We start from the raw sequence: 23,438 nt of genomic DNA, 5'->3' as shown, positions 1-23,438 counted from the left end.
ATAGATTCTATCAAACGATTAGGTAAGGTAAGTGCGATGCCAAACTTTGAACAGCTTATATTGATGCTAATTTTTGCGGTAGCCTCACTTTTACATGGCATTAGTGGGCTAGGCGTTACCTTAGTGACCACCACTGCGCTGGCAAGTATGTACCCCTTACAACATGCCATTATATTGATTATTTTTCCATCACTGGCATTAAATATCATGACTTGGCTTCACGGTGGCGAGCGCACTATGTGGGGCGACTTTACCTATTACCTAAAAAACTACTGGCTTCTAGCATTAATGAGCTTATTTGGCAGTTTGCTGGGAGTCAAACTTTTGATTTGGGTAGATAGTAGCTATATTTTGTTATTGTTGGCTGCTGTGATTACCTTTTATGTTTTCAGTAATGCGCTTGGAAAACGTATCATTCTGCCCAATACCAAACCAGTCCTGATTGCTACAGGGTTGATTGCAGGTATCATTGGCGGTTCCACCAACGCCATGTCAACCGTGCTACTGATGTATTTGTTATCAGCAACCGATGATAAAAATACCATCGCCAAGGTGGGTAATATGTGTTATTTTTTGGGGAAAATTGCACAAATTATTGTCTTATGGGGACCAATAAAAGCACTACCTACCAATGATTGGTTATTAATTGCGCTATTAACGCTCGTATCGATAGGCAGTATCATCGTTGGCATCCGCCTGCGCCACTATTTATCACAAGCGCGCTTTCGTCAGTTGGTGTTGGTAATTTTGACTGTATTAGGATTGCGCGTCGGCTGGCAAGGTATAATTGGCTTACTCGCTTAGCTCAGTTCAGTTCAGTTTACTCTCTCCATTCTATAATAAACCCTCTATGGTCTGATCCTACCCAGTCTATAGCATGAGTGGTCACATCGTTCTTATTGAAGTTGACTAAAACATGATCAATCCCAATGCCAAAAGGTCGCCATGTAGCTAGCCCTGTTAGCGTCGTCCGCTGCAATGACGTCGCTTTGAATAACGTTTCATTTAAGTTTAAGTTTTCATTAAACGTCCCATTAAAAGAGCCACTAGAGGGCTGAGTCTGACTGATAAAGTCTCGATAAACAGGCGAAAAGGCAGATAGGTTAAAATCTCCCACCACCATGACCGACTGTCCTTGATCAGCTTTTATTAAACTAGCCAATTGATTTAAATAGTCGTTTCTAGCGACGGCAAATGCATGCCCTAAAGGCGGTGGAGGGTGAGCGACATATAACACCCTAGATTGCCTGTTATGATGAGTAGATGATTGGTTTGCGAATACCAATCTCGCCACAGGAAAGCCAGATAAAATAATGATATCGCATTGTGCAGAGTTATCTTTGCTAAATATTTGCAGGGTAAAAGGGCTGTCTTTATCGACACCGCAGTGAGCTGGATAGTCTTTAGCAAGGCTACTTAGCGTCGATTGCCACTGTGTTCCGCCTGCCTCAACCAAAGCGATAATGTCAGGCTGTGCATGCAAGCTTGATGCTATCTCAAATTCGGTTAATTGCTTGATAGTTTGTTTAGGGTACTGATTGGCGATATTCACGTTTTGATAGCTGATGATTATGGGTTTTGAAGGCACAGTGTTGTTTAAGGTAGCTTTAGATAAAGATGTTTTAGACGGGGCTTCAACCCTGCTATCGATTTTAGAATTGAAACTTGTCATATCGAAGCGTTGAGGGGAGAGTAAAGACAAGGGCTGTAAGCTCCACCCTACCAGTAATAGCCCAATGCTTAAAAATCCTAAACGTATTGTCCGTATACTTCTAGCATTTGGGCTTAATTTGGGATAAATAACAGTGGCTAGCATTGTCAAAACTGCCAAATGTGGCACATAATGGCTAAACAGCTCCAACTGCCAACTATAACGACCAAAAAGCTGACTCAAGGTTATTAACACGATGCCAACAGCCGTCAGCCAAAATATACAGCGACTGATAAAGCCATACAATGTAGTCATTTTTTCTCTCAGTTTACAGCTCATTTTAGTGCTCAATTCGGCCTCTATTAACCGACCAAACAAACCAATTAAGCGACCATCATGACCTCAATGCCCAATGATAATGATATAGAATCATCAATGACGACGATTACAACCATTGAGACGCCAAAAGATTTGGAGTCGCATATCAAAGAGCTTATCAAGATTGAGACTCGATTTGAAGCGGTCTACAAACAAGTGGGCGTTCCCAGTTTACGTCGTAATGACGGCGGATTTGATCAATTGATGCGGGCCATGGTCGGACAACAGCTCTCAGTTGCCGCCGCCCGTAGCATATGGAATAAGCTTGAGACTGCGGGATTAACTAGTCCGCAAGCTATTTTAGCGGCAGAAGATGACGCTCTAAAGGCAAACGGACTGTCATGGCAGAAGATTCGTTACATTCGATCGTTAGTTGAGCACGATATTGATTTTGAGGCACTTATAACCCTACCCGATGCTGAGGTGATCAAGACCTTAACGGCGGTCACTGGCATAGGGAAGTGGACTGCGGAAATGTACTTATTATTTAGTCTTGGGCGGGCAGATGTGCTGGCGGTGGATGACCTCGCTATTAAAGTTGGTGCAATGGAATTACTGGGACTTGATGTCAGACCCACCCCAAAACAACTGAGAACATTATCGGAACCGTGGTCGCCACACCGCAGCGCCGCCAGTTTGTTATTATGGGCGCATTATGGTTGGCTAAAAGATAGAGAGGCAGTGCCTGTTTAAGTGCTGAGCTTAACGTTAGGTAGGGTGAGGTTAGGTTTTTTCAAACCTAGAAGAAGGGCAGTAAAAATGTAACCCAGCTTTTCTTTATAATAAAAATAATGATTATGGTTTATATTTGGCGGGTTATGCTTCGCTAATGCCACCCTATGGATTGTGTATTGAGCATTGTTCAAGGATTTGAGAGTTGTGGCGGTTGGTGTTGAGGATGGATGTGTAACGTTGTCGTTGAATAAAGTTTTACTACGATAAATATCTGTAAGAACTCGATCTGACCGCTAGCCCTGACAGTAGCGGATATACTTGCTTGACTACTGCGATGCGGTGACTTAGCTAAAGAGGATATCGAGATAACAGGAACCGATTTAGCGTTAGTTACCGCCGCAGTAGATAAGTAAGATAGAAGCGAATGGCAGGATTAGCTCTAAATCCTAATCACTTGTTTGTAACTCTAATAAGCGTTGATACAATGCATTCTTTTTAACGCCAGTAATATCGGATGCCAATGCCGCTGCCTTTTTGACCGATAAATCCTCAAGCAAGCGAAGCAGTAATTTATCATGAATGCTGTCATCATCCGAGGCGTTATTCACATCACTGCCCACCACTAAAACAATCTCGCCTTTTTGCTGATTATTATCAGATTCTACAAATTCTGCTAACTCGCCTAACGTCGCCTTTTTTACCGTTTCAAAGGTTTTGGTCAATTCACGGCATAACGTTGCAGGGCGATTAGCGCCAAAAACTTCTGCCATATCTTTTAAGCTGACCACGATGCGGTGCGGCGCTTCATAAAAAATCAGGGTTTCAGTACGGTTGGCATAGCCTTCTAACTGTTTGACTCGCCCATGCGTTTTGGCAGGCAAGAAGCCGACAAAGCTAAATTTATCAGAAGGTAAACCTGCGACACTTAATGCCGCAATAGCCGCACATGCGCCAACGATAGGAACGACTCTAACCCCTGCAGCGTGAGCAGCTTGTACTAACTGATAACCAGGGTCACTGATGAGCGGTGTGCCGGCGTCACTGATGAGGGCAACGGAATGACCACGCTGAATCATTTCAATTATTTTGGGGGTTTGCACTTCACTATTGTGTTCATGGTACGCCCACGTTTGGGTGTCGACACCAAAGTTTGATAGCAATTTTCCCGAGGTACGGGTGTCTTCACAGGCAATGATTTCGACCTGTTTTAATGTCTCGATAGCGCGTGCAGTGATGTCGCCCATATTACCAATTGGGGTAGCGACAATGTATAGATACGCTTGGCTTGCAGACGGGGCGTGTTGATTTTCTGACATGGTAAAAGGACCTTAAGGCAAAATAAAATAAGAGTCAAAATAGGGTGCGTGTTATTTTTTTAATATTATCAGTTTATCACGATGTGCTAAGATATCAGCAGTTTGCTTAACATATGAGTTAGTTAGTTGGTCGAATGTTGTCTATTGCATGTTTTGCTTGAATAGGCTTGATAATTGCAATAACTGCAATCCCTATAAAAATTACTTTAGAAGAAAATAATGTCTAATAAGTCTTTATTTTTAAATTCGCCCAAACAGCGTCATGGCGGATACTATGAAGAGAAGGCACTAACCTATTTAAAGGGGCAGGGTCTAACACTCATCGCCCAAAATTGGTTACAGCCTAAAGTGGGAGAGCTGGATTTGGTCATGATACAGCCAAAAACACAGGATCAAGGCTGGGATATTATGCTGTTTATTGAGGTACGCAAACGCAAAGCCACTGGGTTTGGCGATGCTTTAATGAGTGTGACCGCATCCAAACAGCGTAAGTTGATTAAAACGGCACACTATTTTTTACAACAGCATCAAACGCATGTGGAGTTAGAATACCGCTTTGATGTCGTTGCGTTTAACGAGACGGATAACAATAGCTCGCTTGAACCCGTGTGGGTACAAGGGGCGTTTATTGCCTCTGCATGGTAAACCACAGCAGGGCAAATGTAAGTTAAGTAATGACGGTAAGCAAGTCAGGTAAGTGATCTAGGTAGCGAATGAGATAGTAAGATAGTGAATGATATAACCGACTACAATGTATGCTGAGTAAAACAGACCCTAAACTAAAAGGTCACTTTTGGCGACTGATTACCAAACACTTAATATTGTGTAAGCTTTCAGGTATAAAATGGTTTAACGCGTTAATACGCCCTATACATAACCCATTTAAGATGGTGTTCTCCGAAAATATCAAGACTTTAGATAAGGACATAAAATGATCAACTTTTGGTTACCGCGCGCTAAGGGTATTAAAGTTATGGCATACGCTATTGCACTTGGCCTGTGTAGTGCAAGCATGTTAACGGGTTGTATTACCATTCAAAGATCGGCATCTGGTCCAAATTATGGCGTTCCTGCTACAGATCGTACCGTGGCGCAGCGTATTTTAGACCAAAGCATCGAAAACACTGCCCGCTTAAATATAAATGCCTTGGACGAGACGCTACCAAAGCGCAGTCGCATTGGTATTGATAGTTTTTACAGTCATTTATTACTCACTGGCGAAGTGCCCGATGTAGAGACAAAAAACAACATTATTAATATCGTGTCTTCAATGCCCGATGTCAAAAAGGTACATGATGGCCTCAATGTCGCGCCGTCAAAAGGGGTAAGCTATACGGTTCATGATGGATATATTACCTCTAAGCTTAATGCTAAAATTTTGGCGAGTAAAACCATACAAACCTCACAGCTTAAAGTAGTGACTGATGATGGTATTGTGTATATTTTGGGCAAATTAACCCCAACTCAGCGTGGGCATTTAATGAACATTATTGAAAGTACAGAGGGTATCAAAAAGTTGGTATTATTGACTGAGCTTATTGATGAAAATGGCGCTGTGATTGATGAATCTAGTGTCAGTCAAGAAGCGGGTTTGGAAGCACCACAATTTGGGCCAATGAGCGACGAACAGGTAGAGAGTTTACCCTTTAGCACAACGGCAACGGCAGCGCCGCAATCAGTAACCGAGCCTGTAGATGTAAACATGAATTCCCCTGTTATCGTCTCTCCAGTCACGGCTCCTGTCAGTCAATCGCCACAAAATTCACAACCCATCCCCTCAGAACAAACACCATCAGCACCCGTACAATCCGCCCCAGCTGATAGTAATAGTGCTTACATTGATATGTATAAACATCAAGTACCTGGTTGGGAATAGTTGGTTGGGGAAAAGCGTGTTGAGCAAAATAGAACGAGCTTTATTATTGGCTATCATCATAAACTCAGCTCCTTTGGCAAGTAGTGAGATGCAATTAGAACTATGCTAGGGATGATTCAGTTGTTTTAATGCAGCACTCGTTAAGCAGTATAGTCAAAGAAGTCTAAAATGGTTACAAGGCAACCGAGTGCAAGTACTACTGGAGTAGGCTTAACGAGGTTAACGCCGTAACCGTTTAGTAGTTCGCTGACTATAGCTTTGATAGGGTAAGCTTAATTTAATCCTATTCATTTAACGATCTTACTTGAGCGGTGTTAATGTTAAGAGTGCTGCTTTCATAACGTATAAAAATTGAATAACTTCATAAGGATAGTGGCAAGTTTAGGTAAATAGCCGAAACACTTGCTATAATTAGGCTATATTTTGTATTTTTAATCACTTTTTTAATCAATTTTAATTAGAGCAATATAGGTAACCCCCATGAGCATGAATGCTGACGACCTGATAAAATTTTTACAACCCCACTTTCCAGATGCTTTTATACAGGCCGCTAATCAAGGCAATAAATTCGATGTACGCATTGTAGATGCCAGTTTTAAGAGTAAGCGTCCTGTGCAACGTCAGCAAGTAGTTTATGCTCTAGTCAATGACATCATTTCCAGCGGTGAGATTCATGCTCTTAACATTCAAGCATTGACACCAGAGGAATGGGAGTCCAAACAAGCTGAAAAGTAAGTAAGCGCCTCAGTGTTTATTCTATGCACATTTCTTGCAAGCTAAAATCAAGGCCAGCCTTATTGTTGTCCTCTTATTTTTGCATAGTCATTTAACTATCTCGTAACCTGATTTGATATATTTAGCGATATTGAATAGGGAACCCAATTTAGGACGTTATTAATGGACCAATTTTTAATTACCGGTCGTAGCCGTATTGCTGGTGAAGTCAGCATTTCTGGTGCAAAAAATGCAGCGCTACCTCTACTAGCCGCCATGATTTTGCCTGAAACCCCAACCGTTTTGCACAATGTACCCTCACTACAAGACGTGCGTACTTTATTAAAGCTGATTGCAGGTATGGGCATTACCATTAACAAAGAAGCTCATACAGTAACGTGCGATACAAGCACGATCGAGAATTATTTTGCCCCTTACGAGTTAGTCAGAACCATGCGTGCCTCAATTTTAGTATTGGGACCATTATTGGCTCGTTTTGGCGAGGCAGAAGTATCGCTTCCAGGCGGCTGTGCAATTGGCTCACGGCCCGTTGACCAGCACTTAAAGGCCTTTGAGGCAATGGGTGCTGAAATTACTGTTGAAAATGGTTATGTCAAGGCAAAAGCGCCAAAAGGAGGCCGATTAATTGGCTGTGAGCATACCTTTGATATGGTAACAGTGGGAGGTACAGAAAACGTCATCATCGCAGCAACACTTGCGCATGGCACCACGACTTTACAAAACTGTGCTCGTGAGCCTGAAGTGGTTGATTTGGCTAATATGTTAGTAGCGATGGGTGCTAAAATAAAAGGTATTGGCACCTCAACCATGATCATTGAAGGGGTGGATAGCTTGCAAGGGTGTGATTATTCAGTGGTACCAGACCGTATTGAGACGGGGTCTTATTTGGCTGGCGCATTAATGACTCAAGGTGATGTGACCACTAGAAATACTGATGCCTCCCTTTTGCAGCCAGTACTGCAAAAGTTTGAAGAAATGGGCGCTATTATAACAACGGGTGATGATTGGATTCGTGCACAAATGCACGGTCGACCCAAGCCGGTAGATATTCGCACGCAGCCCCATCCCGGATTTCCTACCGACATGCAAGCGCAGCTCATGGCAGTGTGTTGTTTGGCAGAGGGTACCAGTACTATTATTGAAAACATCTTTGAAAACCGTTATATGCACGTGCCAGAGCTGAAACGTTTGGGTGCGAATATTAAAGTTGATGGTCACACTGCTATTATCAAAGGGGTTGAATCATTTAATGCCGCCCCAGTTATGGCGACAGATCTGCGAGCCTCTATGTCGTTAGTAATGGCTGCTGCTGCTGCTGACGGCGAGAGTATTATTGATCGTATTTATCACATTGACCGTGGTTATGAGAATGTAGAAGAGAAACTGCGTGGGTTAGGTGTGGATATTAAGCGGATTAACCCAGACAAACGCTAGTGACTTACGCATTTTAAAAAAGCCTCATAAAACTAAGACGAACTTACCTATGACTGATCAAACTGAACTGCTCAATCAAGCCGATAACGACTATAATGGTTTAACCCTTGCGTTATCTAAAGGTCGTATTTTAAAAGAAACCATACCGCTACTAAAAGCGGCAGGTATTGAGCTACTTGAAGATCCTAATAAGTCGCGTAAACTCATTTTTCCAACCTCACATAAGCATGTACGTGTGCTTATTCTGCGAGCCAGTGATGTACCAACTTATGTAGAGCATGGTGCTGCGGACTTTGGTGTGGCCGGTAAAGACGTTCTATTAGAGTATGGTGCTAAGTACGTATATGAATTACTTGATTTGAAAATTGCACAGTGTAAGCTAATGACAGCAGGTATCAAAGGCGTAGAGCTGCCCAATCGCCGTTTGCGTATTGCCACAAAATACGTCAATGTCGCACGAGCCTATTTTGCCAGTCAGGGTCAACAAGTTGATTTAATCAAGTTGTATGGCTCGATGGAGCTTGCACCACTAGTTGGCTTAGGGGATTTGATCGTGGATGTGGTTGATACAGGGAATACTCTACGCGCTAATGGACTTGAGCCACTCGAGCATATTGCGGATATCTCTTCACGTTTAATTGTCAACCAAGTCAGTTATAAACGTAAGTTTGATATGCTTGAGCCTATATTAGAAAGCTTTAAACACAGCGTTGGCGACTAGATCGCTATATAAAAGTAGGGTACTAGTAATGCTGACTTGTCTTAAGTTGCACTCTAAGTCATAAGTAAAAAACACCGCTTAATCGTGGTGTTTTTTTGCTTTAAAGATCAATGAATTAAAGGGCAATCACTTAATAATTAAAACAGGTCGCTATATACAAACGGTTGCTGTCCACATCAGTCATCACGCTATCTATATACTTCTGCTCAAGGTTACCCATTGTTGACCAGATGGCAAAGTTATCATCGTTAAGTAAACCAAGACGACCGTTACCCATCAACCACATACCCTCTAGTTTGCCATGAGGGTAGTTGAATTTTTGAACAGTGTCTAATTCCAGAGTTTTGCTAACGGGCTGAACGCCTTTACCAGCTAGCGCTTGCCAGCTTGCATTACTATCGGCAGCATCATTAATGACTTGTTCTAACGTTTTACCATCAATGGTTAACCCAAGCGCCACATCTTGCTTAACCGTGGCCGTCTCAGTAATGGCTTCTATATTAGTCGCCCCATCTATGGATATTTTAGAAATATGCTTCTGTGTCCCAGCATCTTTCAATTCAAAGCCGCCATCACGTTCAATCACTAAGCAGTAGCTGTTGTCTAAAGCCACAATGTCAAAGTTAGGAGAATTAGAATGTTGCCCTTTTTATTATCCAGTTTCTTATTTTATAAGAAGGGTCTGTTCTTAAATTCTAAACCTACACTTTAATGAGTCTAAAGTGGCATAGAGTTTAGGACAATAAGGTTAAGGTGCCAAATACTGTTCAGTGTGACCTAATCTCTTACCATACCGTGGTAGTATGTCTGTACAGTAAAATAATGACATGACTTAAAGTAAGCAACGCTTTAAAGTAAATTAATTTTACTATCTATAAAGTGTTTATAAAAGTAGAATCCCTATGATTGCAACTCAGTCTTTCGACTTAAATATTTTGCCTGTCTTTGCCTATATTTATATGTTTAGGAGCCTGACACGAGCCTCCGAAGCTTTGAATATTAACCAACCAGCCGTCAGCCGCTCACTTAGTCAATTAAATTATATCTGCTGTAATCCAAGCTAAATCCCACGCACTTTTGGAACTTAGGGTACGGCTGAGTTTATAGAGGCTTTGTCATTAACATAGCTACTATACGCCTATGCGTCAAGGCTATATATCTCATTAAACTTAGACCTATTACATTATTGATTTTACTATTGTTAGTCTTGCTCGAAGTATCATTTATACACTATCGCTCGATTGCTCCGTAGCAGAATTAAATTGAACCCACTATAGTGGGGTAGGCGTGCTCTAAAAAAGAAGTGAACTAAAGAAAGTTTAAAACTCGTGCGTCAAAAATATTCAAAGTGGTGCATGCTACACTGGTTTTTTTTAAGATTGCCCTTATAAAAATCAAGTAATCTATTTACCATCTGATCTATATTTTTGTTTTATGTTTTGAGATATTTTATCTATCAAGCTATTAAGTCCATCAAGACTTTGCATAACAAGATTTTGCTTACCCAGACAAGCTTCAAGGAATTTTCATGCGTACCCTAAACAGCACCGATGACAGTTTTAATGAACAACTAGAAGACCTATTAGCGTTTGAAACTGTGAATGACAGACAGCTGCTAAGCACGGTTGATGACATTATCAGTCAAGTTCGTAGCACGGGGGATGACGCCGTATTGGCACTTACCCAAAAGTTTGATGCGCATCCAGCCACCAGTATGGACGAGCTGGTGTTAACCGCTGATGAATTAAATCAGGCTTATAATGGTCTCGATATTACGGTAAAGTCTGCGCTGAAAACGGCTGCCGAGCGTATTAAAGACTTCCACCAACGTCAAGTTCAAGAGACGTGGGAATACACTGATACGCTTGGCAATCGCTTGGGACAGAAGGTAACGGCTCTTGATAGAGTAGGTATCTATGTACCAGGTGGTTTGGCGTCCTACCCGTCATCGGTATTGATGAATGCTATTCCCGCAAAAGTCGCTGGTGTTAGAGAGGTCATTATGGTCGTACCTGCACCCAAAGGTGAGCTGAATCCCTTAGTGTTGGCAGCGGCTTATCTGTCTGGGGTTGATAAAGTATTTACGATTGGCGGTGCTCAAGCCGTTGCCGCATTGGCTTATGGTACCCAGAGTATCCCAAAAGTCGACAAAGTGACTGGCCCTGGTAATAAATATGTTGCCGCTGCCAAACGTGCTGTATTCGGGCAAGTCGGTATCGATATGATCGCTGGGCCGTCAGAAGTGTTGGTGTACGCAGAAGGCGAAACGGGGGACAATGCCGATTGGTTAGCGATGGATTTATTGTCGCAAGCCGAGCATGACACGGTAGCTCAAGCTATTTTTGTAACCACAAGTGGCGAGCAGTTGCAGGATGTCGCTAGAGCTATCGAGCTTGCTCTTGCTAAACTCCCAAAAGCAGATATTGCACGTGCAGCTCTCGAAAACCGTGGGGCACTGATTTTAGTCAAAGATCGCGCTGAAGGTCTTGAGGTTATTAATCGCATTGCGCCTGAGCATTTAGAATTATCGCTTGATAATCCAGATGCACTGATTAAAGATATTCGCCATGCCGGTGCTATTTTTATGGGACGCCATACGCCCGAGGCTATTGGTGACTATTGTGCTGGGCCTAACCATGTATTGCCGACATCGGGAACAGCACGTTTCTCATCTCCATTGGGCGTTTATGACTTCCAGAAGAAATCATCGCTAATCTATTGCTCGCCAGAGGGTGCAAAAACCCTAGCGAAAGTAGCGGATACGTTAGCGATGCAAGAAAATCTAGAGGCTCATGCGCGATCGGCACGTTATCGCAGCATAGATTGAAAGCGTATGGGTTGAAAGCGTATAGGTTGGAAATAGTGTCGATCGAAATTAGGCTTATCAATCATATTTTACTCATTTTAGCATTGTCATTAATAAGTTAGTCTTATAAAAGTGATAGGGTAAGTCATACACAACTAACGCAACGCATATAGTTAAGTTAGGACAAGCGTTAATGCTCCTACCTCTTATTTTCAACGCTTTGAGTTTATTAACTCAGAAAAGAGCACTGGAATCAAGAGTGGTTAAAATAGGAATGGTATGAGTATAAGTAGGTATTTGAATAACAAGCAAAAAATTCACGACACTCACTGTCGTTTTGAGTATATTTTAGTTGTTATTTAACTTAATAGCGCTATTCGGTCTTTGTCAGCATGTTAAAATATTCAAGTAGTAGACTTAGGCCTTGGCAGTTAATAGCAAGAAAATAAAAAGACAGACCGTACGGAAGCCAATGCATATTTGTAATCATGATATAGCATGAGTCTTAGATGTCGCTGTATGATGATTTTAATAAAAAAGATGATAAATACTATGGAACAAAAACCTGATACTCGATTATGGTCAAATAAAGCGCGGAACTTAACGCCTTATGTGCCAGGAGAGCAGCCTGTACATGATAATTTGTGCAAGCTAAACACCAATGAAAATCCATTTCCGCCCTCACCAAAAGTAGCGGAAGCGATTGCTGACGTGTTAACCAATCAAGCAGAACAGCTACGTTTATATCCAGAACCAGAGTCAAATAAATTGAGGCAGGCTTTAGCGACAACCTATGATTTGAATATAGATCAAGTATTTGTGGGCAATGGTTCGGATGAAGTATTGGCTTTGGTATTTGCCTGCTTTTTCTTAAAAGAGCGCCCTTTACTGGCACCTGATATTAGCTATAGCTTCTACCCTGTGTATGCAGAAACGTTTGGGGTAAATTTGATCAAAATTCCGCTGCGTGCTGACTTCTCTATTGAGCCTAATGATTACCGTCAGCCTTGCGCCGGTATTATTATTGCTAATCCGAATGCACCAACCGGCCTACTTTCGCCATTAGACTCTATAAGCAAGCTGGCAGATGAACATCCTAATGCGGTCATCGTCATTGATGAGGCCTATATTGACTTTGCCAATAGCGATGAGGAGACGGTATCGGCGATCAGTCTGATCAATGAGTATGACAACATTGTGGTCACACAGACTTTTTCAAAGTCACGTTCATTAGCTGGACTACGTGTGGGTATGGCCTTTGCTAACCCCTCATTAATTGCAGCATTAACCCGTATGAAAAATAGCTTTAATAGCTATCCGCTAGATCGTCTAGCGCAGGCAGGAGCATTAGCAAGTGTTCTTGATACCGACTATTTTAATAACACGTGTCGTAAAGTGATTGCCCTGCGAGAACAATTGAATGCTGATTTAGCTGCTCTCGAATTCGATGTATTGCCCTCACAAGCTAACTTTGTGTTTGCAAGGCCAAAAGAAGGTGCGGCAGCGGAAGTGGCACAGAAACTCCGCGAACAAGGGGTTATTGTTCGCTATTTTAACCAGCCCAGAATCAATGAGTATTTGCGCATAACCGTAGGTACTGCTGAGCAAAATAAACGCTTGATTGATGCTTTAAAACAGATAGTTGAGACGACAAGCGAATAGATTTTTTGTTATATTGCCTTTTGAGAGCTAAAGCTAACTTAGGGCGGCTAAATAGTGATATTGACAACATTGAGATGGGTCAGTTTTCAGTTGAAAAGTGTGGCTCTTGGTTAAGCACTAAATGTATTCTATGTTAAGCACTAAATACAAAAGACGGATTTAATAACCTTGTCTTTAGTTTGCCGATTTTTTATTCATTTCTAACGACACTGTTGACATGGTTATGCATTCTGCCAATAGCATTAATTGTTAGGATCTGTTTTAGGGTTTAACGTATTAGAGTTTCCCGTTTCAGGATTTAAAATACGGATTAAGTTGCTGACTTTGTCATGAGATTCTTGATACTCACCAGCGCACTCAGAGCCGACAGTAATACCGCCTCCTGCCCAGAGTGCAACTTGGCCTACCTCATCAGCCTGTAACGTTCGAATCAGCACATTCCACTGTCCAGTGCCATCAAAGTTAAGATATCCCATGGTACCGCAGTAGGCACCGCGAGGGTCTGACTCTAATTCATTTATAATTTCGACGGCTCGCTTTTTAGGCGTGCCGGTAATAGAGCCGGCTGGTAAACTGTCAAATAGGACGGTTAGAGGATGGTACTCTTGTTTGATCGTAGCCGTGATGGAGCTGACCATATGGTGTACATTACTAAAAGTTTCAATAGCAAATAGTTTAGGCACTTTTACGCTACCCGTCTTAGCATATTTGCCTAAGTCATTTCTTAATAAGTCGACAATCATAACGTTTTCAGCTTTATCTTTTTCACTATTCGCCAGTTGCCGTTTCAGTTGCTCATCTTGTTCAGCAGTGTATCCTCGAGGTACGGTTCCTTTAATAGGTTTGGTTAATATGAATTGTTGACCTTCTGGCCCTTTATTAAACTGCACAAACAACTCAGGTGAACAGCTTAATAATTCAAAGTTTCTCAAGTTTGAGTGGCTATCCACATGTTGGTTAGTGCTGTTTATCCGTTGGTATAAGCGATCGACGCTTAAGTATCCTGCATAGGGGGCTTGGGTGTTTGTATATAAACGGGGTAGATAGTTAACTAAGCGTGCAGATACTGATGTGTGCTGCTCAGTTTTGACCTGTCCAAGCCGTCCTTGCCATTTTTGGGTTAGATTAATCTGATAACTGTCGCCTTGATACAGATATTTTTGAGTTTGCTCAAAAGCTGACTTGTATTGTTGGTAATGCCAAAGGTTCGTTAAAGTTAATGCTGGAGCAGATATTAACGAGGCTTGCAGGTCACTGGCTAAGGCATCATGAGCGGTATCTAAGTGGCTGCCTTTTCTAGTCTGACTGTCGATGATGTCTAATAAACTTAGTACGGTATCAATAGCGTCTTGTTCAGTGTTTTCATCAATGAAAAGTTGCCAGCTGCCTTTTGCATTAGGCATCAAGTAAATATCGTAATGTGCCATAAAAGCACAAGGTTGTTCTGCTATGCTAATATTAGAGTCTGGGCTTAGGTTTTTCGCAGTGATGTCATAACCAATGAATCCCATTAGCCCGTTTCTATAGGTGTTATCAGGATTTACTATAGATTTTTGGCTGTCATTATGCTGAGTAGAATAAGCAATGAGTGCGTTTATCCAGTCATCAAAAATGACAGTGTTTGTATGGCAGGTTGGCGTTTGTTGGGTAAAGTCGCGAGTTGACTTTATAATACGCACATAATTTTGACCACGCCAATTTTGCACTCGCTTTGGTTGTCTGCTACTGTCTATAGCTTGGTTATTAGTGTGTTTATTATTGTTATTATGCCTATCATTGGTAGTGATAGGTAGTGCTGTCCATGCCGTTTTGGGTAATAACCCAATAACAGGTTTGCCATTATTGTTTAGCCAGCATATGTGCCAAAAAAGATCTGACTTGAGCTGTTGTGATGTATTAACCAGCATTGGCACCAGCTTATGTGCTGGCAGGTGGTTAAAAAAGTATGTTTTACCATGCGTGTTAGAAGTCACTTTAGAAATCGCTTTAGCATTACAATTAGGTTGATGTGTGGCATTATTTATTAGTTGTTATTTTATTAGTTGTTATTCATTAGCTATTATTTGATAGGCTCTTAATTTAATAAGCATTTAATTTATGAATCTCCATTGAGCGCTATTATAGCCTTACGCTAAGTAATTAACACTAAAATTAATCTACATTAAAATAGTGATAACACTGTTTAAACTGAATTTAGCAACCTGATAACATATGCTAAGACTAACTATAAATAGCTTATTAATTTTATACGAGTAGAATTTATAAAGATCGAAACAGTCGTTCATTTAAACTTAGGAACAATAGCTTATGAGTAATGAATCAGATAATGCCAAACCTAATAAGCGCCTTATCAATGGCATCGGTACAGTGGGTCACATGGCACGTAACAACCTAGAGCGTATTGGCTCAGTGTTGGATGGCATCAATGCAAAATCTAATAAAGCCAGTAAATTTACAGCGGTTGATTTATCAGGTTATAAAAAAGGAGGTGCTGACAACATCTTTAGCCAGCAAACCTTAAGAGCGTCACAGCAATTGCTAGGCAATCGTTTTGCAACTTACGGCAAATATGCCAAAAAAGTTGTGCCTGACAGCGTCTTTCAAAAAATCACTGACGGTGCTTTTGCTCAATTAGCCAAATTGGCAGCTACTTGGAGCGAAATTGACTTGCCTAATGAGCACCGTTTTGATGGCATCCAAGGGCTTGATGATCAAGAGCGCAATGCACTAGCAAAAGATATTGCCAATCAAAACCGTGCCTTAGCCACTATGGGTGGGGTCACTGGATTGGCTGGCTTACCCGGTATGCTTGCCGATACCTTATGGTTATTGTTGGTTTCACTACGCACGGTATATCAGTTGGCCACCGTTTATGATAAGCCGTTAACGGGTAAGCAGGGTGTGAAAATGGCCTATGCAGTGTTGTCGCATGCCGACCTTAGTAAAATGCAAGAAAAACAAGCAATTTTAGCAGGGCTAGGCGTTGCAAAAGGGCTGTTAGATAATGCGGATAATCAAGGTTTGCGTAGTGAACTTAAAAATATAGGCGTACAAAATAGCAACGTCAATTATTATGCAGAGCAAGTCGAAAAAATTGCTGAACAGTTTAATATTGATATTGACGGGATGGACTTAAGCTGGTTGCTCAAAATAATGCCTGTGGCAGCGGTTGCTGTTGGTACTTATTACAATAACCATCTTATTGATGAAGTTATTGGCGTGGCTAATGCGACCTTTGGACCTGAGCCCATAACTGCAAAACAGGCGCTGACTGATGAGAGCAATAAAACTTCTGCGTTAAACGCTAAAGACGAAGATTTGGCTGGAGATCAGAAGGGCAAGGAAGAATCGGATGCGTCTGATTTTGACTCGAAAGACGCCAAAGATGCTCGAAGTGCTGAGGTTAAAAATAGCGACAGCAACAATGATAAGCAAAACGTAGATGAGTCAGGAGAGAAAAACAGTCCTGAACAAAGTCAAGATGACAAAGCGTCTAGCAAAGATACTCATGAATGATCCTCACAGATAAACTTAAACCGATTATGGGATGAATAAATAGTCGATGGCTTAAAGGCCTAAGCCGATACCGACCTGATATTTAAATACATATTTATGCAAATGGCTTGCACATAATGGCATAAGTCTGTAAAATTACCGCCTTAAACTTCCCGCTGAGGAAGGCTAAGAATGTAAACTGTTGGTATTTTGTGCTGGAATAATCCAGTGACAGGATGGCTAACTGCCTAATACACTTAGTGCCTCAGTTACGTACAGCCAGACTGTATACCGGACATAGAGAGATTTTATCATGCGTAAAGATATCCACCCTGAGTATCAACAAGTATTATTTCACGACACAAATGCTGACGTTTATTTTTTAATCCGTTCAACGGCTAAAACCAAAGCGACTCGTGAATATGAAGGTAAAGAATACCCATATTATCCACTAGATATTTCTAGTGCCTCTCATCCTTTCTACACAGGTGAGCAGCGTAAAACTTCTAACGAAGGTCGTGTTGCGAGCTTCAACAAACGTTTTGGTGCGTTTGGTGGCCGTAGTAAGACGAAGAGTGCTGACGCTGAATAGTTCTTCAGTCTCTATTTTCACTATCTATTCTTAACACCCTATTTTTAACACCTAGTTTTTTAAAAAAACCACTGCTTATAGCGGTGGTTCTTTTTGGCTAAAATTTGGTACTGAATGAGATAAGCGACCTGCTAGCTTACAGGTTATGTGCTTATGTATGAGCATAACCTGTAGTAAATCAATAACATGATTGGCTGCCTAAAATGGGCTTAGCCTATTGTACCTGCTTCAAAGTATTATCCATGTTTTAACTGATTGGGGCGGAAGCCTGTGGCTAATAAAACAACGGCATAGACGGCGGCACCGATGGCACAGATAATCAGCAGCCCCACAATGCGTTCCCACTGTGCTCCATTTGTGGGGAAATATGGGAGAACAGCATACAATGTACCGACCATCGCCACGCTAGAGAGAGCAAATTGAATCGACAGTTTTTTCCAATGGCTACCAAAGCGGTATAAGTCGCGTTTATGCAGTAAATAGTACAGCAGGCCTGCGTTGACAAATGAGGCTGCGGTTGTGGCTAATGCTAATCCCCCATGCAGGGGCAATTCAAAATAGTAGAAAATGCCAACAAATATAACACTGAAAACCATGTTGGCAATAACGGCAATGATACCAATTTTAACGGGTGTTTTTGTGTCTTGACGGGCAAAAAATGCGGGGGCAAATATTTTGATTAACATAAAGCCCAGAATTCCGCCAGACATACTGCGTAGTGCTAAGCCGCTCATGTTGGCATCGCGCAGCACAAATTCGCCTCGCATAAATAGCGACTGCATCAGCACGTCAGACAGTACAAACAGGGCGCATGCTGCTGGCAAGCCAACGACTATAATGAGTCTGGCTGCCCAATCTAACGTTTTACGGAAGGTAATGTCATCTTTTTTGGCTTCTGAGGCAGATAAGCTAGGTAGTATAACGGTACCAATGGCAACGCCAATCAATCCAAGGGGCAGTTCGCTCAAACGTTCTGCGGCATACAACCAAGATACGGAGCCGCTTATCATTAAAGAGGCCAATATGGTATTGAGCAGTAAATTAATTTGGGTTACTGACACGCCAAAAATTGCGGGTAGCATCAACTTTAAGATTCGGCGCACCCCTTCGTGTTGGAAGTTGATTTTAGGGGCAACAAGAAGCTTTTGCTGATAGAGCTGCGGCAATTGTATAAAAAATTGCAGCAGACCTGCGATGGCAACGGCATAACCAAGCGCCATAATGGGTTTATCAAACATAGGCGCAAAAAAGAGCGCGCCACTAATCATACATAGGTTGAGTAGGACAGGCGCAATGGCAGGGGCGGCAAAACGTCCATAACTTTGCAAGATGCTACCAGCAAAGGCAGTCATCGAAATAAATAGCAAATAGGGGAAGGTTAAGCGTAATAATTCACTTGCCGTGGCAAATTTTTCAGGTTCATCGGCAAAGCCTGGGGCAAATAGCGCTATGACCCAAGGCGCAGCGAGGATAACTACTACAGTCAATAGGGATAAAATCATCAATAACGCACCCGAGGTGCGGCTAATGAGAATCTGCACTTCTTGTAGAGTAAAGCGTTCTTTGTATTCAGATAATACAGGAACAAAGGCTTGACTAAAGGCACCTTCAGCAAAAAGACGGCGCAAAAAGTTAGGTATTTTGAATGCCACTAAAAAGGCATCCATTAACCCACCAGCGCCAAATACCCCCATGAGAACCATATCTCGTACAAGCCCTAATATACGTGAGACCATGGTCATTGAACTGACTATCATTGTCGAACGAAACAGTTTACTTTTTGCCATGTTAGTGAGTAGCCATCAGTTATCATTATTTATTATGGGTTTTGAAGTCGTAAATTATAACACTATCTATATGAATGATTGATAGGAAGTAGATGGGATGTACATGTAAATGATAGAAAGGCGACTGATAAAAGTCTGACGATAAAAGTCTGACGATAAAAGGGGATGAGTTAGCTGCTAAAAAATAAATGCGTCTATAATAGGAACTGTAGTTACGTATCGCCCACAAAACCTACAAAATATACAATAAAGGGTAAAGTGCTCTAATATAATAAGAGCATAGTTTATTAGATAACTCTTATAAGGTAGCGCTATGACAGTTTTAAAAAAACCAAACCAGCAGAATCAAAAACAACATCAGGGTCTAAGCAGGGTTTCGGCAATGGCACCACGCAGTTGGTTGTTTGTGCCAGCCAGTCGCCCAGATCGCTTTGGCAAAGCCTTAGCAACAGAGGCAGATGCGGTTATTATTGACCTTGAAGATGCCGTAGACCCTACAGAAAAAGAAGAGGCCCGTGCAAATATTGTAGAGTTTTTTGCTAATGAGCTAGATGGTATTGAGTTAACCCAGCAGATTGCTAAAAATCAAACCACATCTTCTATGTTACCGCAAATCTGGATTCGTCTTAATAATGATGAGTATTTAGAAGATGATTTAGTCATGTGTGGTCAGTTGCCAAACATTGATAAATTAGCTGGCGTGCTGTTACCAAAAGTGGCTACTGCTGATGTTATTACTCAAGTCTATGGCATTGTAGAAGCCCCTGTTGTGATACAAATAGAAACTGCTCTTGGTGTGAGTAACTTAGTAGATATTGCTAAAGCTGAAGGCTTACGTGCAATTAGTTTTGGGCGCCTAGATATTTGTAATGATTTGAATTTGAGAGCGGGATCTGCTGCAGAGCAAGACTTTTTTAAGCAATTAAGAGTGCAAGTAGTCGTATTAAGTAAGGCAAACGGCTTACTAGCTCCGATAGAAAGTATCTATGCAGATTTTAATGACACAGCGGGATTAAGCGCTTTAGCCCAATACGCTAGTGATTTAGGCTTTGCTGGCATGTTATGTATTCATCCTAGCCAAGTGAGTACGGTTAATCAATCATTTAGCATCAATGATGAACAGCTAAGATTTGCTGAGCAAGTGGTTGCACATTATCAAAAAACGGGAGAGAGTGTTTTCGCCATTAATAGTGTAATGGTGGATCTACCTGGTATCTTGCAATGTAGGAGAATTCTTAGCCACTAAAATGGTTCATTAGGTCTGCATACTATACAGCCATTAACGCACTGACCATTTTACGAAATCTTGCCCAAGCAAAAAATGCTCCAGGATCGGTTTTACGACCTGGGGCAATATCGCTGTGCCCAGTAATATGCCGTCGAGTTTTAGGATAGGCGTGATGTATTGCCACCACCACCTTAGCTAGCGTCTCGTATTGGGCGTCAGTAAATGGTTTGAAGTCAGATCCTTCAAGTTCAATGCCAATACTATAATCGTTGCACTCAGGCTTGGCTAAATAGCTAGATCGTCCAGCATGCCACGCTCTATCGTCAAATTTGACAAATTGAGTAATGTTGCCATTCCGCTCTATAAAAAGATGTGCCGACACTTGCATGCCTTCTATGGTTTTAAAATAGGGATGTGCCTCCCAATCTAGCTCATTGGTAAATAAGGCTTTAACATAGTGAGTACCGCTTGCGTCAGTTTGCTCAAACTCATTAGGAGGTAAACTGATATTATGAATCACAATAGCGCTGATATCAGTATTTTCAGGTCGCTTATTAAAGTTGGGAGAAGGTAGCCAATCGGCTTGTTCAAGCTGCCCCTCTAATACTGTCATTAAGTTATAAATAGGTTTTTTATTTTTCATATTACCTTCATATTAGTATCACGAATTGATTATAACTGCCTACTAATTATAAATGCCTATTGATTATTCATGCTTATAAAAACCAAGCCAGTTCATTGTCATGTTATCATCATCTAAGCATAGCAAACTAGAGATAATGAGTAGATAAACTAGATCATAATCAAAGTAATTGAAAAGGTTACTGCATTAACCTCGTATGTCTTTTAATTTGAGCTTTCTAGAATACGTTGACACAGCTAATAAATAAGGTTGAGAATGTCTTACTTTGTCGTTTTAACTAAATCAGACCATGCCATGACTTTTAATCGCATAAAAACAATAAGCCAACTGGTTGTGCTCACAATAGGCGTTAGTTTGAGTACAGGTTATGCTAATGCCTTAGACCCTGTTGTAACCAGCTTACAAGCTGATCAGGTAGTCGTTAAATCAGGTCAAACTAATAACTTGGAACACCGCCATATTTCACAAGAGGCCTACCAAGAAGATCAGCAAGAAGATCAGCAAGAAAATCAGCAAGAAAATCAGCAAGAGATCAAAAAAACGATTGCAACAGCGATTGAAAAAGATCTGGCTAATCATCCCTCTTGGCTACGTCTGCATTATTATCAGCGTAAGGATTATCAGCGCAAGGGTCGAGCCAGTGAAGCTGCATACGATAGTAAGGTCAAGAATCGTGATTTCTTTATTAGCGATAAGGGCAGAACAGACCCCCAAGCGGAGCTGATTGCAACGCTTGAGGCTATGCTATCTAATACCTCAGGTGTTCAAGTTAATAACACACTTAATCAAACCACTGTTAATCAAACCACTGTTAATCAAAATACTGACAGTCAACAAAACCCTAATCAGGAAAGTCGCAATATAGCGTGTCAATTTCCTGCCCGAACGCATTGGCTAAAAACGCAACTTGGCTTAAATATAGAGCCATCATACTGCCCTGAACTTGAGGCGTGGCAACAACAATTAGACCCCAAACGTTTATCTGTCATTTTTGCTGAAGAGTATCTCGACAATCCTTTATCGGCTTTCGGTCACACGCTCTTGCTCATTGATTCTAGCGCTAGCCTTGCCAATCCTGCTGATATTGACAAAGCGCACGCGCTGAATGCGACTGTTGGAGGCGACCCCAATGATAGCTTTGTTAAATATGCAGCTAAGTCTATGGTAGGGAGCTATCCTAATGATATTACGATTGAGCCTTTTCCTGAAAAGCTGGCTTATTATTTGCAAGGTGACAACCGAGATGTATGGACATACCCACTGGCGCTAACTGATAGTGAAGTACAACAAATCATGCGCCATGTATGGGAAACAAAAGATATTGAGATTCCCTATTACTTTACCAAAGATAATTGTGCGTCAGAAATACTACGTTATATAGACATTGTTCGCCCTAATAGCAATCTGGTAAATCAGTTGTCGCTTGCGGTGGTGCCCTCTGATATTATTCGTCTGCTCAAGAATGAGGGTTTGATTGTTGATCCAACATATACACCAGCTGACGATACCTTAGCGCAAGCCAAACGTAATAATCAAAATTTATCTGATTTACCAGAAAGCTCAATCGGAAAGAATGGCAAACTGATATCTACTGAGCTAACACCAGTTGATAACAACCCACTCAATGCCCATTCCATTCAAAGGGCCATGATTGGTGCTGGGCAACAGGATGACGTAGGGTATGTTAGCCTAGCATACCGTGGTGGGTTTAATGACTTACTTGATCGTCCTAGTGGTTATCCCCAAAACTTTGATCTTGAAGGGGTGTCACTTGAGCTAAGAGTATATGAAAATGCTGATAAAAACACCTCTCAATACCATGCAAAACATGACCAAGTAGAGCTTGAAAACGTTACCTTAATACGTGGTCGCTCCTTCAACCCTATTAATACTGCTCAAAGCGGCGACTCTGCATTAGCGACTTGGGGGTTGAATCTTGAGGTAACCCAAGTAAAAGATGGATCAGAGATGCACAGCGGCAGTCATTTAGTGGCCAGTGCTGCTTATGAAAAAGGCGTGTCGTTCGCATTTGGTGTGCCAAAATCTGGCTCGGGTCAGTTACCTCCTCAGCTATGTTATGCACTTGCAACAGGCATTGCCCAAGTCGGTAAAGGCCTCAATAATGGTTATCGGGTAGGGGCTGGTGCAAACCTTGGATGTCGTTATCAGTTCGGTAGCAAATCTCGTCTTGTTGGAGAGATGCAGCTGCCTTATTGGTATCATGGTGATATCCATAATACTGAGTCAGGTGGTTCAGTAGGTCATTATTGGCAGCCCATATTTAGTTTAGGTGCGCAGTACGATATTGATAAGAATCAGGCGGTCAGAGTGCAAGGCCGCTACCAGTTTCAAGAGAGAGTTGAAGATAAAAACAGTGTGCAGATTTCTTATGTGAAGTATTTTTAGAGAGCAAAGGGTTTTAGGTGTCTTTAAATTTGG

20 protein-coding genes are annotated in these 23,438 nt (G+C 41.6%); 14 read left to right on the top strand and 6 right to left on the bottom strand.

Annotated elements, in window-relative coordinates; all coding sequences use genetic code 11:
* The first annotated feature begins 36 nt into the window (after nucleotides 1-36).
* A complete protein-coding gene (locus tag AC2SLN_RS08605) occupies nucleotides 37-804 on the top strand; it encodes a TSUP family transporter (protein ID WP_486548327.1) in 768 nt (255 codons plus the stop codon).
* 16 nt (nucleotides 805-820) lie between these two features.
* Here the strand turns inward: AC2SLN_RS08605 and AC2SLN_RS08600 are convergent, their stop codons facing one another.
* Nucleotides 821-1,966: an endonuclease/exonuclease/phosphatase family protein gene (locus AC2SLN_RS08600; protein ID WP_486548232.1), complete on the bottom strand. Its 1,146-nt coding sequence runs from the start codon at nucleotides 1,964-1,966 to the stop codon at nucleotides 821-823.
* An 81-nt stretch (nucleotides 1,967-2,047) separates the two neighbouring features.
* Here AC2SLN_RS08600 and AC2SLN_RS08595 point away from each other — a divergent pair, with 81 nt between their 5' ends.
* Nucleotides 2,048-2,722 (top strand): DNA-3-methyladenine glycosylase family protein, encoded by a 675-nt coding sequence (locus AC2SLN_RS08595; RefSeq protein WP_486548233.1) that lies wholly within the window; start codon nucleotides 2,048-2,050, stop codon nucleotides 2,720-2,722.
* Nucleotides 2,723-3,150: 428 nt separating this feature from the next.
* Here AC2SLN_RS08595 and rsmI read toward each other — a convergent pair whose 3' ends face one another.
* On the bottom strand, nucleotides 3,151-4,020 hold the full coding sequence (gene rsmI / locus AC2SLN_RS08590) for a 16S rRNA (cytidine(1402)-2'-O)-methyltransferase (protein ID WP_486548234.1): 870 nt from the start codon (nucleotides 4,018-4,020) through the stop codon (nucleotides 3,151-3,153).
* Nucleotides 4,021-4,239: 219 nt separating this feature from the next.
* Here rsmI and AC2SLN_RS08585 point away from each other — a divergent pair, with 219 nt between their 5' ends.
* The 5 genes from AC2SLN_RS08585 to hisG all read left to right on the top strand — a co-directional run bounded on the left by AC2SLN_RS08585 (nucleotide 4,240) and on the right by hisG (nucleotide 8,786).
* The gene (locus tag AC2SLN_RS08585) at nucleotides 4,240-4,665 is read left to right on the top strand and encodes a YraN family protein (RefSeq protein WP_486548235.1); all 426 of its coding nucleotides are present in this window, start codon (nucleotides 4,240-4,242) and stop codon (nucleotides 4,663-4,665) included.
* Nucleotides 4,666-4,951: 286 nt separating this feature from the next.
* Nucleotides 4,952-5,896 carry a BON domain-containing protein gene (locus AC2SLN_RS08580; protein ID WP_486548236.1) on the top strand — a complete coding sequence of 315 codons (945 nt, stop codon included), beginning with the start codon at nucleotides 4,952-4,954 and terminating at the stop codon, nucleotides 5,894-5,896.
* A 480-nt stretch (nucleotides 5,897-6,376) separates the two neighbouring features.
* Nucleotides 6,377-6,631 (top strand): BolA family protein, encoded by a 255-nt coding sequence (locus AC2SLN_RS08575; protein ID WP_486531096.1) that lies wholly within the window; start codon nucleotides 6,377-6,379, stop codon nucleotides 6,629-6,631.
* Between the two features lie 162 nt (nucleotides 6,632-6,793).
* Complete coding sequence (gene murA, locus AC2SLN_RS08570) at nucleotides 6,794-8,065, top strand: UDP-N-acetylglucosamine 1-carboxyvinyltransferase (RefSeq protein WP_486548237.1); 1,272 nt, start codon at nucleotides 6,794-6,796, stop codon at nucleotides 8,063-8,065.
* Nucleotides 8,066-8,114: 49 nt separating this feature from the next.
* On the top strand, nucleotides 8,115-8,786 hold the full coding sequence (gene hisG / locus AC2SLN_RS08565) for an ATP phosphoribosyltransferase (protein WP_486548238.1): 672 nt from the start codon (nucleotides 8,115-8,117) through the stop codon (nucleotides 8,784-8,786).
* 130 nt (nucleotides 8,787-8,916) lie between these two features.
* Here hisG and AC2SLN_RS08560 read toward each other — a convergent pair whose 3' ends face one another.
* Nucleotides 8,917-9,399: an esterase-like activity of phytase family protein gene (locus AC2SLN_RS08560; RefSeq protein ID WP_486548239.1), complete on the bottom strand. Its 483-nt coding sequence runs from the start codon at nucleotides 9,397-9,399 to the stop codon at nucleotides 8,917-8,919.
* Between the two features lie 289 nt (nucleotides 9,400-9,688).
* Here AC2SLN_RS08560 and AC2SLN_RS08555 point away from each other — a divergent pair, with 289 nt between their 5' ends.
* The 3 genes from AC2SLN_RS08555 (at nucleotide 9,689) to hisC (ending at nucleotide 13,254) form a co-directional block, all read left to right on the top strand.
* Entirely contained in the window at nucleotides 9,689-9,850 is a 162-nt protein-coding gene (locus AC2SLN_RS08555; RefSeq protein WP_486548240.1) for a helix-turn-helix domain-containing protein, read from the top strand.
* Between the two features lie 464 nt (nucleotides 9,851-10,314).
* The gene (hisD, locus tag AC2SLN_RS08550) at nucleotides 10,315-11,613 is read left to right on the top strand and encodes a histidinol dehydrogenase (protein ID WP_486548241.1); all 1,299 of its coding nucleotides are present in this window, start codon (nucleotides 10,315-10,317) and stop codon (nucleotides 11,611-11,613) included.
* Between the two features lie 519 nt (nucleotides 11,614-12,132).
* Nucleotides 12,133-13,254 carry a histidinol-phosphate transaminase gene (gene hisC, locus AC2SLN_RS08545; protein WP_486548328.1) on the top strand — a complete coding sequence of 374 codons (1,122 nt, stop codon included), beginning with the start codon at nucleotides 12,133-12,135 and terminating at the stop codon, nucleotides 13,252-13,254.
* Nucleotides 13,255-13,496: 242 nt separating this feature from the next.
* Here hisC and AC2SLN_RS08540 read toward each other — a convergent pair whose 3' ends face one another.
* Nucleotides 13,497-15,227 (bottom strand): anthranilate synthase component I family protein, encoded by a 1,731-nt coding sequence (locus tag AC2SLN_RS08540; RefSeq protein WP_486548242.1) that lies wholly within the window; start codon nucleotides 15,225-15,227, stop codon nucleotides 13,497-13,499.
* Between the two features lie 334 nt (nucleotides 15,228-15,561).
* Here AC2SLN_RS08540 and AC2SLN_RS08535 point away from each other — a divergent pair, with 334 nt between their 5' ends.
* A complete protein-coding gene (locus AC2SLN_RS08535; RefSeq protein ID WP_486548243.1) occupies nucleotides 15,562-16,770 on the top strand; it encodes an EcsC family protein in 1,209 nt (402 codons plus the stop codon).
* Nucleotides 16,771-17,062: 292 nt separating this feature from the next.
* Complete coding sequence (locus AC2SLN_RS08530) at nucleotides 17,063-17,341, top strand: type B 50S ribosomal protein L31 (protein ID WP_486548244.1); 279 nt, start codon at nucleotides 17,063-17,065, stop codon at nucleotides 17,339-17,341.
* 236 nt (nucleotides 17,342-17,577) lie between these two features.
* Here the strand turns inward: AC2SLN_RS08530 and murJ are convergent, their stop codons facing one another.
* Entirely contained in the window at nucleotides 17,578-19,128 is a 1,551-nt protein-coding gene (murJ, locus tag AC2SLN_RS08525) for a murein biosynthesis integral membrane protein MurJ (protein WP_486548245.1), read from the bottom strand.
* Between the two features lie 313 nt (nucleotides 19,129-19,441).
* On the opposite strand from murJ, the gene AC2SLN_RS08520 reads away from it, so the two are divergent.
* The gene (locus AC2SLN_RS08520) at nucleotides 19,442-20,374 is read left to right on the top strand and encodes an HpcH/HpaI aldolase/citrate lyase family protein (protein ID WP_486548246.1); all 933 of its coding nucleotides are present in this window, start codon (nucleotides 19,442-19,444) and stop codon (nucleotides 20,372-20,374) included.
* Nucleotides 20,375-20,396: 22 nt separating this feature from the next.
* Here the strand turns inward: AC2SLN_RS08520 and ampD are convergent, their stop codons facing one another.
* The gene (ampD, locus tag AC2SLN_RS08515; RefSeq protein ID WP_486548247.1) at nucleotides 20,397-20,999 is read right to left on the bottom strand and encodes a 1,6-anhydro-N-acetylmuramyl-L-alanine amidase AmpD; all 603 of its coding nucleotides are present in this window, start codon (nucleotides 20,997-20,999) and stop codon (nucleotides 20,397-20,399) included.
* 255 nt (nucleotides 21,000-21,254) lie between these two features.
* On the opposite strand from ampD, the gene AC2SLN_RS08510 reads away from it, so the two are divergent.
* Nucleotides 21,255-23,405: an Lnb N-terminal periplasmic domain-containing protein gene (locus AC2SLN_RS08510; protein ID WP_486548248.1), complete on the top strand. Its 2,151-nt coding sequence runs from the start codon at nucleotides 21,255-21,257 to the stop codon at nucleotides 23,403-23,405.
* The last annotated feature ends 33 nt before the right edge of the window (nucleotides 23,406-23,438 follow it).

It is taken from the genome of Psychrobacter sp. CX90 (genome assembly GCF_057396305.2).
Note: the sequence above shows the minus strand (reverse complement) of the source record. Positions and strands in the feature narration are given on the sequence as shown.